12 protein-coding genes are annotated in these 12,846 nt (G+C 45.8%); all 12 read left to right on the top strand.

The genetic code is table 11. The annotated features are described in order from the left end of the window. The first annotated feature begins 1 nt into the window (after position 1). Positions 2-1,531, top strand: a complete 1,530-nt coding sequence (locus M2416_RS19730; protein WP_259226368.1) for a lipase family alpha/beta hydrolase — start codon at positions 2-4, stop codon at positions 1,529-1,531. An 11-nt stretch (positions 1,532-1,542) separates the two neighbouring features. After that, positions 1,543-2,622, top strand: coding sequence for a T6SS immunity protein Tli4 family protein (locus M2416_RS19725; RefSeq protein ID WP_259226367.1), 1,080 nt, complete (start codon positions 1,543-1,545; stop codon positions 2,620-2,622). A gap of 30 nt (positions 2,623-2,652) precedes the next feature. Continuing rightward, a complete protein-coding gene (locus tag M2416_RS19720; protein WP_259226366.1) occupies positions 2,653-2,877 on the top strand; it encodes a hypothetical protein in 225 nt (74 codons plus the stop codon). Between the two features lie 118 nt (positions 2,878-2,995). Beyond that, on the top strand, positions 2,996-4,000 hold the full coding sequence (locus M2416_RS19715) for a T6SS immunity protein Tli4 family protein (protein ID WP_259226365.1): 1,005 nt from the start codon (positions 2,996-2,998) through the stop codon (positions 3,998-4,000). A gap of 131 nt (positions 4,001-4,131) precedes the next feature. Further along, positions 4,132-5,040, top strand: a complete 909-nt coding sequence (locus M2416_RS19710) for an alpha/beta hydrolase (RefSeq protein WP_259226364.1) — start codon at positions 4,132-4,134, stop codon at positions 5,038-5,040. Then, positions 5,037-6,128: a T6SS immunity protein Tli4 family protein gene (locus tag M2416_RS19705; RefSeq protein WP_259226363.1), complete on the top strand. Its 1,092-nt coding sequence runs from the start codon at positions 5,037-5,039 to the stop codon at positions 6,126-6,128. Before M2416_RS19710 ends, M2416_RS19705 begins: the two co-directional genes overlap by 4 nt. Positions 6,129-6,207: 79 nt before the next feature. Then, positions 6,208-7,299 carry a T6SS immunity protein Tli4 family protein gene (locus M2416_RS19700; RefSeq protein ID WP_259226362.1) on the top strand — a complete coding sequence of 364 codons (1,092 nt, stop codon included), beginning with the start codon at positions 6,208-6,210 and terminating at the stop codon, positions 7,297-7,299. Between the two features lie 178 nt (positions 7,300-7,477). Continuing rightward, positions 7,478-8,557 (top strand): T6SS immunity protein Tli4 family protein, encoded by a 1,080-nt coding sequence (locus M2416_RS19695; protein WP_259226361.1) that lies wholly within the window; start codon positions 7,478-7,480, stop codon positions 8,555-8,557. 64 nt (positions 8,558-8,621) lie between these two features. Further along, positions 8,622-8,900, top strand: coding sequence for a PAAR domain-containing protein (locus M2416_RS19690; protein WP_072051879.1), 279 nt, complete (start codon positions 8,622-8,624; stop codon positions 8,898-8,900). Positions 8,901-9,379: 479 nt separating this feature from the next. Then, positions 9,380-9,736, top strand: a complete 357-nt coding sequence (locus M2416_RS19685) for a DUF7079 family protein (protein WP_259226360.1) — start codon at positions 9,380-9,382, stop codon at positions 9,734-9,736. A gap of 141 nt (positions 9,737-9,877) precedes the next feature. After that, complete coding sequence (locus M2416_RS19680; RefSeq protein WP_259226359.1) at positions 9,878-11,002, top strand: hypothetical protein; 1,125 nt, start codon at positions 9,878-9,880, stop codon at positions 11,000-11,002. A 266-nt stretch (positions 11,003-11,268) separates the two neighbouring features. Further along, a partial coding sequence (locus M2416_RS19675) for an ImcF-related family protein (RefSeq protein ID WP_310505758.1) occupies positions 11,269-12,846 on the top strand: 1,578 nt, incomplete at its 3' end.

Raw genomic sequence — 12,846 nt, 5'->3', positions numbered from 1 at the left:
CATGACGCAAGCGGCAGAAAAAGAGATCGTGAGTCGGCCTGAATATGATGAAAATGGACGGGCTTACTACAGCCTGCCTAATGCCAGAACTGAAGACAATCTGGTGGTCGCCTGCCCTAAAGTGGCGGAAAAAGTGATCCCGGTTATTTTTCTGCCGGGGATCATGGGATCGAATCTTAAAAAGATAGATTCTGATAAAAAAGTCTGGCGTGCAGACCTGTACCAGGGCGTTGATGCTCTGGCATGGACAGCTAAATCAAAAGAACATAGAAAAGCGCTGCTGGACCCCCTCTCCACGAAAGTAGATTTAACGGGGAAGGTACTTTACGACGATCTCGACGGCAGGATGTTTCCTTCCAGAACGGCCCGTGGCTGGGGCAGTGCGCTTTATAAAAGTTACGGCGAACCCCTCCATATTCTGCAATGCATGCTGAATGATGGTCATATTCTGATTGACAACCTGATCAATGGCACCACCAGGCGAACGCCCCGGCAGTTACAGATTGGTGAAGACCTGGAGGCAGAGAAAGGCGAAGATGCGCTGACTGAGGCTGAGGTCAGGCAGAGTTACGACTATCTTTTTCCCGTACATGTTTTTGGCTATAACTGGTTGCAGTCAAACGCCGATTCGGCCAGGCATCTCGGGCTCTATATCAAAGAGGTATTAGGTACTTACCATGACAGGCTTGCCGTCAATAAAGTCATTCTGGTCACCCACTCCATGGGCGGCCTGGTGGCCCGGCATTATTCAGAAAATATGTACGGCAGGGACAATATCCTAGGCATCGTTCACGGTGTTATGCCGGATCTGGGGTCTCCGGCGGCATATCGTCGAATGAAAACCGGGGAGCGGGGCATTGTCGGGGCGGTAATTGGTGCCGACGCGGCAAACCTGATGCCCGTGCTGGCCCAGTCACCCGGCCCGCTACAGCTGCTGCCGGGTAAGGCCTACGGGCCGGGTTGGCTGAAAATTAACAGCGGCACGGAAAGTGTGAATAAGCCGGAGTCAAACCCTTATACGGAAATTTATCTTAATGAAAGTGACTGGTGGCGACTGTGTGAGAAAGGGTTACTGCAGGATGATATAGATAATGAATGGAAAGCTTATCAGAGCAGGATAAAAAAGGATGTAGAAAATTTTATCGAAAAATTAAACGGTAGATATCACCCCAATACCTACGCATTTTACGGTACCAGTAAAAAACATCCTTCGGACGATTATCTTACATGGCAGCAGATCCCGGCACCGAGGCCGGTTATGGGCGTGCCGCTGGAACTCCCCGTTTACCGTCACGTAGCGGGTAAAACCTTTGAATTGATCTCTTCCGGCAGCGCCGGGGACGGTACCGTACCTGTACGTGCCGGGCGTATCGCATTTTCCGGGATCCGCTCGCTGCTCGCCACCGAAGTAGATCATGAAGGCGCTTATGCCGTGGGGGATACCGGTACGGAAAATGGCCTTTCCGCAGCGATGAAGTTCACGTTACGCTCGATTATAAAAATGGCCGGGGGGGGCACCTCATGCGGGTAAGGCATTTATGGGTGGGATTGATTGTTGTCGTACTTATTCTCAGTACGATTTTTTGGCTGCTCACCCGCCCGTGGCCAGCAGCCCCTTTAACGGCTAAGGAAAAACAAATGACGGATAAACTTTTTGAGCAGACCAAACCCCAGTGTATTGGTCGCTATCTTTTTGATGTGCCCGTTTCATTCAATAACGCTGCGGTGGGTCCGGTAAAGATTAATGAGATGAGAATTGCCAGCAAGCGGCTGTATCCACCGGCGTTTGCACAACGTATCCGTTTACGTGAACAGGAATTAAACAATAGTCTTGTAGTTGATCCCGAGGACCTTCCTTTTCTGAAACAGGTATACCGGATAAATGACAATACAGTCATTTTTGATCGCAATGTAAACGGAAGTGTTCCAGGTTTCGGGCGAATTCTTGAAGGTCATCTTTATAATAATGGAGTGGCATTTATTGTTACTGCTGAGATCACTGATTTATCCGATCAAAAATATAAAAAGGACAGAGAGGATTATTTAAACAGCGGATCGAAGGAAAGTGATCTAAACGATAAACCACAGAAGCTAGCAAACATGCAAAGCCTGCTTTCCCGGTTAAAGGGAAGAAAGGATGATGAGGTGCCAGCACATTCCGGCATCTGTATTCCAGAGGGTTTTATTAATGATGCAGGTGCGATATCAAAGGATGATATTACTTTGATATATAAGCAGGGTGATTTTGAGATTATTGTTAACAGTAATAATGCCTTGGGTAAAGAAAATACATTACTGGAGCGAGGGAGTGAAATAAATTCCACCATCATCAGGGTTGGTGCTCACACCCTGAAAAAAGGGGCTGTAAAACTGCCGGAGATAAATGCAGAAGAGTGGCTGATGAAAGGTAAACAGGACATCTATCATCCGGAAGAGAAAAGCGTATCCTACTACACGTTCCATTTTTACGGTAACGAAAAAATTGGCGATTTGAAGCATCCGGTATTTTCTCTTGAGTTGCATAACTCTGGTAAGGAAACGAAAACCTATACTGATTCACAGCTGGTTGATATATGGGACAGAATTACGAGAACGTTCAGATATCGCCCCGGCGCGTTCTGAGCCAGAAATGAACAGGAGTTAGACTCAAACATGCGCACCAAGACTTATTTTATCAATACGCCGGGCGATGGCACGGTTTCTGTTAGTGCCGCCGTGATAAATTCTCCAAATCTTCAAGCGCAGCTTGGGGTAGGAGTCGATCATGAGGGTGCTTATGAGACTAAAAACACTAATGACGCACGTTGGTTTACATTGCGCTCGATAATAAAAATAGCCCAAGCAGTGAATGGTACAGGGCTGAAATATGATAACTAAAAAACTTAATTATGTATTGATAATTATCGGGTGTGCCATGCTGCTCGCATATTGGAGTTGCCGACAACACCAAATTTATCCTTCCCTCCAAAATCTCACATCATCACAGAAGGCTATTATGAACAATTTATTTTCAGAGGTGAGCTCCTATTGCGTGGGGCGCTATTTGATTGATGTTCCTGTTTCTTTTACGAGATATAAATTATCAGAAAGGATGGAGGATAATCTGTGGGAGGCAAACATATCTAGGCCAGATGATTCGCACAAAACATATATTCTTACCAAGAAAATGTATCATCCAGCATTTTTGCAGTTTATTCAGCGACGTGAAAAAGAGCTCGGCGTAAAAAAAACCGTTAATATTGATAATATGCCATTTTTGAAGAAAGCATGGCCTTTGAGCAATGGTGGGGAAGGGGTTATTTTTGAAAGAAATGACGGTCCGAGCACCAGTGATTTTATTCGTGTTCTTGAAGGTTATTTGTATACTAATGGAGTTGCAATTAAGCTACAGAAACAAACCATAAACGATTCAGATCCACGTTATGAAAAACAACGCGATGGTGATCATATTCGAAATGATGTGGCTAAAGATGTTCAGCAAATGCAGACTTTAATGGTGAGAATAAGTGGCAGAGATGATAATGACATACCCACAGAGTCGGGTAGTTGTATGACTAATGCATTTATAGCTACCGACCCCTCAGGGACAGAGCAGGAGGATATTTCTGTTGGGGTGCGTAGTGACAAATTAAATAATATCAGATTAATATTAGAAACTGATAATTTTGTTAGTGAGGAAGATTCAGTATTAGACAGGATTGGCGAGATTGAACACAACCTAGCTCAGTCTCGTGGATATATAGAAAGAAAAGGGACTTTTTCTGCAAACGGACTTAAAATGGAAGAGTTCCTGGCTGCTGGTTTGCAGGCGGAAAAGGATGACCCTCGTTATAGATTTGAATTATATGTAAATGAAATGAACTCACATTACAAGACACCCAGTTTTACACTGAGTCTGGATAATGAAGGAATGGCTCCAACCGCTTACAGCAAAGAAGAGCTTATTACATTTTGGGATACCATTAGCCATACTATCCGTCTGAGACCCGGGGCATTCTGATAGACGGTAAGCTATTCCCGGTTCACGTCTATGGCTATAACTGGCTGCAGGATAATAAAACCTCGGCAGAAGGACTGGTAACCTTTATCGACAGAACTATCAGCCTCTACAAAAATCAGCGCGGCCACGGCATGCCCTTTCCCGCCGGGCAGGAAAAAGTCATTATCGTCACCCATTCCATGGGCGGGCTGGTGGCACGCTATGCGCCGCAGGTCTGCGGGGCAAAAGATAAGATTCTGGGGATAGTGCATGGGGTGATCCCCGACCTTGGCTCACCGGCGGCGTACCGCCGTATGAAGGTTGGTGCAAAACAGGAGGGCATGGCCGGGGCGGTGCTGGGTAATACCGCGAAAGAGCTGATGCCGGTCCTGGCCAGGGCTCCCGCGCCGCTTCAGCTTTTGCCCTCGGCGAAATACCTTTCTGGTGCTCCCTGGCTGACCGTGGAAGGTGCTGGCGAAGATGGCAGCGATGTCAAACTGCCGCAGACCCGGGATCCCTTCGGTGAAATTTACCTGAATAAGACCCTCTGGTATCGCCTGTATGAGTCCGACATTATCGATAAGGATGAGGAAGTTAGTCAGAGTAATTGGATTGAGTACAACGATCTCATTGATAAAAATGTCCAACCATTTATTGAAGGTTTAGATAATCTTTATCATCCGAATACTTATGCCTTTTATGGTCATAAAATCGACTCCGACGGTACCCTGACGTGGCGAAAAACCTCCATTACCTACCCGAAAAATAGGCATGAAAGTGACAGGAAGCTGCCAAACAACTACCGGGAGATCCCCCTGCCTTTTAATCGGTCTCAGATGTATGTAGTCACCTCGTCAAAAACGCCGGGGGATGGCACGGTACCGGTGGAATCGCTGAGCGCCATATGCCGTAACAGCGAAATCAAAAGCGTTCTGGCAACTGGAGTTGACCATCAGGATGCCTACAAAGTCAGCAGCCTGAAGGATATACAGACCAGGCCAGCCCTGCGGTTTACCCTCAGGGCCATTGTGAAAATGGCTCAGGAGATCCCGACATCATGAAGACCATTCGACAGCTTATCGCGTTATCTCTTATGGCGGGCAGCATGTTTTTTATTGCCCAAGCTATGGCATCCACGCCAGTGCAGAAGGACAGTTCAGTGATAAATACTTTGTTTGCGCAAACCAAACCTCAGTGCATCGGGCGTTATGTGATTGACGTTCCCGAGTCGTTTAACAACAAGCTTCACGATATGATTTTTATCGATGATTTTAAAATTGAAAGCAAACCTCTCTATCCACCCGCATTTAAACAACGTGTACAGTTAAGAGAGCAGGCGTTGCGTGATGCCATTAATAAACCTGAAAATGAGCCTGTAAATTCGCCATTTATAAAAGAAAAAATTGTGCTACCAGATGTTAAAGGTGTTATTTTTGACAGAAATATTTCAGGAGAGGACGATCTTGGAAGAGTCTTGGAGGCACATGTATATGTCAATATGACAGCTTTTGTTATCACAGCGGAAATACTTGATTTATCCAATCCAAAATATATGGAAAGGAAAAAAACTTACATTAAGGCTGGTTTTACCGAGGCTCAAATGAATGAGAAGCCAGCCAAATTAGCTGCCCTACAATCCTTGATATTACGGTTAAGCGGAAGAAAAGATGAAGATATTCCGTCGGCTAAAGGCGTGTGTATTCCAAATGGATTTGTCAGGGATGATGGTGGAAATCATATGGAAAAAGTTACATTTAGTTATGAAAATGATGACTTCATCCTGGGCGTGTATACAAACAATAAATATCCCGGATCAGAGGACACCCTGTTTAACCGTAGTGCGCAAATTAATGAAGCGCTTAAAACATCAAACCAGTACGCGATTAAAAAAGTAGCACTCTCACCGAACGGTATTCCTGCAGAGTCATGGTTATTTGGTGGTGTCCAAACCATCAGAAATACGGCAACGGGAAAGGATGAAAAGAACACGTTTTATGATTTTGATTTTAAGGCCAATGAGCGTGATGCTACAGCAGATAAGCCAAAGCTTAGTATTGGTCTCACAAGTGAGTATAAAAAAACACGCTACAGTGAGGCGCAGATGATTGAAATCTGGGACAGGCTGGTGAATTCCCTGCGCTATAAATGACGGATAAGGATGTGCGCCTGGCGTGGCTCGTCGCCGCTTCCGGATCGCCAGCCAGGCGTACTGAAAAGGAGCTCTCACCATGCAATGTCTTCGTGAACTTTCTGCCTTAGTGCTTATGGCTGCCGGGATGCTTTTTATTGCCCCGGCTACAGCATCCACGCCAGTGCAGAAGGACAGTGCAGTGATAAATACTTTGTTTGCGCAAACCAAACCGCAGTGCATCGGGCGCTATGTGATTGACGTTCCTGAGTCGTTCAACAATCAGCTTCGCGATATGATTTTTATCGATGACTTTAAAATTGAAAGCAAACCTCTCTATCCACCCGCCTTTAAACAGCGAGTGCAGTTAAGAGAGCAGGCGCTGCGCGATGCCACTAATAAACCAGGTAACAGACCTGAAAATGCCCCGTTTTTAAAAGAGGTTATTATTCTGCCTGATGGCATAAGCGCTATTTTCGATCATAATGAGTCTGGTGCCCCGGATATATACAGGCAGCTGGAAGCCCATGTTTATTCAGGCATGACAGCCTTTATTATTACTACGAGTATTCGTGACTTTTCAGATAAAAAATACCGTGAAAAAAAATCAAAATATTTGTCAAGAGGGTTTTCTGAGACCGACGCAAATACCAAGCCAGCCAAGTTGGCTGCCCTGCAGTCCCTGATTTTAAGGCTTAGTGGCAGAAAAGATGAGGATATTCCGTCGGCTAAAGGGGTGTGTATTCCGAATGGGTTTATCCGGGATGATGGTAATCAGCATGTTGAAAAAATCACTTTCCAGTATGAAAATGGCGACTTTATTTTAGGCGTGTATATAAATAATAAATATCCGGGTTCAGAAGACACCCTGTTTAACCGTAGTGAGCAAATTAATGAAGCGCTTAAAACATCAAATCAGTACACTTTAAAAAAAGCAGCGCTCTCACCGAATGGTATTCCGGCGGAGTCATGGTTGTTTGGTAGTACTCAAACTATCAGAAATACGGCAACGGGGAAGGATGAACAAAATAAATTCTATGATTTTGATTTTAAAGCCAATGAACGAGATGCTACAGCAGATAAGCCAAGATTTAGTATGGGGCTCACTAGTGAGTATAAAAAAACGCGCTACAGCGAAGTGCAGATGATTGAAATCTGGGACAGGCTGGTGAATTCCCTGCGATATAAATGAAGAAAAAAGATGGACGCATGGAATTGCTTTTCGTTTCTTCCGGAGAGCCAGCCAGACGTACTGAATAGGAGTTTTCACCATGTAATGTCTTCGTGAACTTTCTGCCGATGAAGTTCACGTTACGCTCGATTATAAAAATGGCCGGGGAGGTCACCTCATGCGGGTAAGGCATTTATGGGTGGGATTGATTGTTGTCGTACTTATTCTCAGTGCGATTTTTTGGCTGCTCACCCGCCCGTGGCCGGCAGCCCCTTTAACGGCTAAGGAAAAACAAATGACGGATAAACTTTTTGAGCAGACCAAACCCCAGTGTATTGGTCGCTATCTTTTTGATGTGCCCGTTTCATTCAATAACGCTGCGGTGGGTCCGGTAAAGATTAATGAGATGAGAATTGCCAGCAAGCGACTGTATCCACCGGCGTTTGTACAACGTATCCGTTTACGTGAACAGGAGTTGGGAGAAAGTCAAACGGTTAATCCGAGAGATCAGCCTTTTCTGAAACAGGTATACCGGATAAATGACAATACAGTCATTTTTGATCGCAATATAAATGAAAGTGTGGCAGGAGGAAAGCGGGTTCTTGAAGGGCATCTGTATAGCAACGGGGTTGCATTCATTCTGCATTCAGAGTTCTTGGATCATACAGATCCTAAATATCTTGATAAGAAAAATATGTTAAAAAATGCGGGGTTGAGTGAATCTGATCTGAATGAAAAGCTTCAGAAACTGACCGAAATGCAAAGCCTGCTTTCCCGGTTAAAGGGAAGAAAGGATGATGAGGTGCCAGCACAGCCCGGTGTCTGTATTCCAGAGGGTTTTATTAATGATGCAGGTGCGATATCAAAGGATGATATTACTTTAATATATAAGCAGGGTGATTTTGAGATTATTGTTAACAGCAATAATGCCTTGGGTAAAGACAATACATTACTGGAGCGAGGAAGTGAAATAAATGCCACCATCATCAGGGTTGGTGCTCACACCCTGAAAAAAGGGGCTGTAAAACTGCCGGAGATAAATGCAGAAGAGTGGCTGATGAAAGGCAAACAGGACATCTATCATCCGGAAGAGAAAAGCGTATCCTACTACACGTTCCATTTTTACGGTAACGAAAAAATTGGCGATTTGAAGCATCCGGTATTTTCTCTTGAGTTGCATAACTCTGGTAAGGAAACGAAAACCTATACTTATTCACAGCTGGTTGATATCTGGGACAGAATCACCAGAACGTTCAGATATCGGCCCGGAGCGAAGTAGTCGCTAGTGAAATTAGTCGTGCTTTCCACATACTTCCATAATATTTTAAAATAAAGGATACATAATGAGCGTCAGCTATTTTTTAAGAGTTGGTGATAGTACCACCTGCGGTGGAAAGATCCTTACCGGCGATCCAACGTTTCAATGGTATGGCGTTTCTGCTGCCAGAGAAGGAGATATGGTTAACTGCGGTAAGCACCCGGGAACGTACAAAATCTTAGGTGGAGCCGCAGATACATTCGATGGAGGCCAGGTTCTGGCAGGGGCGCTTGATAGTTTTAGTTCGTGTCCATGCCAGGCAAGGTTTATCCCTGGCATTCAGGATAGCTATTCTAAGATCTAAAGAAAATGAAGGGATATTTGAAAAATCCTTCTCCACTAAAAAAATTCAAATACTGTATTCCTCTGACGTAGAACATAAAAATAAATGATTGATGAAATATAAATCTCAATGAAAATTATTGCTTGTCGGCCTGGCACCTCTTATTTTCATCACCGCTTACCAAACGAAGTCGGTCACTGTCGAACGCAATAAAAATATTCAAATAGTCAGCCCATTCTCTGATTCAAGTCCTGATGGGTAATGCTATGAAATAACCGCTGAGAATAAAGATTGTTACTGGCGCCTGGATAAAGATGGTCATCCATTGAAAATTCCTGAGATTAAAGATAAAGATATCGAGATTAGCTTGGGTTTATTAAAAGATAGCGATTGCAAAGAAAAAGGGATTTAGTATTCACTTATGGCTCAAGGAATGAGCAGGGCAGCGTTCCGTTCTGAGCGGCAGACAGTCCGGAATAGAAAGTTGAGGAGTTCAAAATATGGAGGGTAAACTAATCTATTTCGATTTATGCTGCGCACTATCAGATATTTTTGTCGATAACGAGGTCGATTTTAAATATATAGATTCGATAGCTAAATGTTTTCCTGTCGATAAAGTTGAAGAAGTCTTGTTTGAATGGGGTGCCCCTGTTTGTTACACTAATCTTCTTATACCTACCCCTTCTATATGGAGCGGGTTTGATAAAAAGGCGTTATGGATTGATATTTTTGAATATCAAAGCAAAAAATGTTTTTTAACAAAATGCAAACATAGAGTTCTTGTATTCACTCTTAAAATAACCTACAGGGAAAAATGGTCTATTCTGAAACATGAAATGCTAAGTCTACTATCCTAAAATTATTCATGGATTATTAAGTTATTCGACTCATTAACAGACATCGGTGGCGATTAAGTAACAAAGAACATTGCTAATGATTCTTACTTTTACTTCGCTTTTGGGGTCTTAAATAAAACACAGAAAGTATCGAGTTTTACTATGGCATGGCCTATACCTGATATTCCTGAGCAGAAATCATTTCCAGAACCAAAGTATTGGTTCTGGATGATAGTGTTAATATTGATGTTAATTACAGGTGCTATTTCCAGCGTATGGATCTGGAATATGGCAACTTACGCTAAAGTTTTCTTCTACGGTGCCCTGCCAGCATTGTTGGTTTGGCTATGTTTATTCGGGGTAATGTTAAACCGCTATGAACAGTCTGTCGTAGCCAGCCGGGCATGGAGCCTCGAAACGGAACGAACTAAAGCTAACTGGCGCAGCTGGAGTCGAAGGCAGCTAGCCGTAGTTGGTAATGTTTTATTTTCCCCGGAAGAGAAGGGAATGGAGGCGCTATTGGGTGAGCTGGATAAGGTGCCTGCATATCCTAAAAAATCCCGTCCGTTATTCAATTCGCCATATAGTTTTCCAGATTTAATGAAAAAAATAGACCGTGATTTGGAGATTCAGCACCCAGGTTATCGTTATTTTCTTCATTCTATTTATGTTTTTCAATCTCCAGGAAAATTTGATGAGCATTGTAAAGAGTCGATTTCTCAGCAATGGGATCTTATACCCACCTCAGGTTATTTCAGAGAAATAGTGGAGTCTCTCTTCAACGTAAAGAGTTCCGACGGTTTGATATTAATTATTTGTCTTCAGGATTGGCCTGCTTCAGGCGTAAGGCAGTCAAGCGAGTTTATTTCTGCTCAGCTTATCGCTTCCCCCAGCTTTGCTCACCAGCATTCACTACCTGTTATCGCCGGCATGACTCGTATGATGCCGCTGGAGGAAGGGAAACTTATTAAAGAGTTAGATATGTTATTTGAATATGTCCAGCCTGATAAACAGAGTCTGGAATACGTTTGGCTGCAGGGAACGGTTGAAAAAGCTGCCGCAGAAATCATGCAGTATGCAACAGGCCATCAGTGGTCTCTGCCGGAAAAAAGACCGCTGCATTCGATCGATCTTTCTTTTGGGCCTCCAGGGGAGATGGCTTTACCACTTTCTTTAGTCATGCTGGCCGAAGCTGCCAGCAAAACAGGTAAAGATCAGCTGCTGGTTAATCAGACGACGCAGCAAACAGGAACACTTTGCTTGATTACCAGGGAGCTTTACCCATGATTGAACAAAAAATAATACCAAACGCACGTTATGGCTCATGGGGATTTTTCCTCCTGATTATTGGTCTGGCGGGAGTAAGTGCTTTTTTAATTTTTATCAACCTGGACAGTTTGAACAGCATTGGGATTTCAACTCAGAAAATCTGGACAATCTGGGGAGGCGTGTTTGCCGTCTTGCTTTTTGGCCTGATTGGTTCACCTGTCTGGTGGCGATGGAAACAGAGAAGAAATCAGGCCGTCTACAAGCCACAGGAGCCTGGCGAAAAGATGGAGTCTCTCTCCGTTGAGGGTAGAGGTACCGTTCCGTTTTTGCCCAGCCTTAAAAAATACCTCAGAAGTCGTTATACGCCGTTCGGGCGTCATAAAGCCTGCCTGCTGCTGGTGACGGGCGACGAATCCGCGATTGAAAAACTGGTTCCAGGCCTGCAGCAGCAGCAGTGGCTTGAAGGCAACCGTACCGTTCTGATTTACGGCGGTAGTCTGACTGCAGAACCGGACAAGGAAAAGTACACCGCGTTACGCAAGCTGCGTCGCGGGCGTCCACTGGACGGGATTGTCCGGGTCATGCCTCAGTCGCTTAACCTGACCCCGCAAATCAGTGACAGCGACCTTCGCGGGCTGGAAAAAATCAGTGAATTGCTGCATTACTCAGCACCTGTCTGGCTGTGGCGGCTGTGTGACAGCAAATGGGCGCAGACAACGCGCACTGAGCAGGCGGTCGGGGCAACGTTCCCGCTGCGTGCAAAAGCTGATGATATTGCCCGTCAGCTCAAGCTGATGCTGCCGTCCCTGCGAACGCAGGGAGTGAGCCAGATCGCGGAAAACAACAGTCACGACTTCCTGCTGCGCCTGGGCCAGGACCTTAAAGACGGTGGTATCGCTCGCTGGGCTCAGCAACTGGTGCCATGGCTGGCAGCCTCCCGGCAGCGCGTTCCGCTGCGTGGCCTGATGTTCAGTCTGCCAGGGTATAAACCTGTCGATACGTCAGAGGGAACCGCCGGTGCTGAGACATTTATCCCTGAGTCACAGCGCCATGCGCTGACCCTGCCGTTAACCTGGCAGGGCATTGTGGATGACTGTACCCGCGTGCGTGGCCGCCGTGTCGGTATGGCGTGGGAGCAGACGCTCGCCTGGACGCTGATGGCCATCATCGGCGTTTGGGGAGCGGGGACGCTGCTGTCGTTTACAGTCAACCGCCAGCAGATAGTCTCTGTTGCGCAGCAGACTCATGCTCTGGTGGAGCATCCCTCGGTATCGGATCACCAGCTGACGGCCCTGCATATTCTCCGCAATGACGCCGGTCGCCTGCTGCATCATGTCCGGGAGGGGGCGCCCTGGTATCAGCGCTTTGGTCTGGACCATAACCAGCAGCTACTCGACGCGATGCTGCCGTGGTATGGCGTGGTAAATAATCGCCTGATACGCGATCCGGCGAATGAGGCCCTGACGCAAAAGCTCACCGTGCTGGCTAACTCAGCGCCTAACAGTGACCAGCGTGTCCAACTGGCGAAACCGGGCTATAACCAGCTTAAGGCCTGGCTGATGATGGCCCGCCCGGATAAAGCCGATGGCGCGTTCTACGCGCAGACCATGAAAGCCGTGCAGCCAACGCGAACAGGCATCTCCACCGGCCTGTGGCAGAGTCTGTCCCCGGATCTGTGGGCATTCTACATAACTGAACTGCCACAGCAGCCACAGTGGAAAATCACGCCGGATGCGCAGCTGATCGGCCAGAGCCGTCAGGTGCTGTTGCAGCAGATTGGACGGCGAAACGCCGAAAGCACGCTGTATGAAAACATGCTCAAATCGGTGCGTCGTAATTTTGCCGATGTTTCTCTGGAAGAC

This window comes from Klebsiella sp. BIGb0132 (assembly GCF_024810075.1).
Lineage (GTDB): Bacteria > Pseudomonadota > Gammaproteobacteria > Enterobacterales > Enterobacteriaceae > Klebsiella > Klebsiella terrigena.
This window is presented reverse-complemented; position numbering and strand designations above follow the sequence as displayed.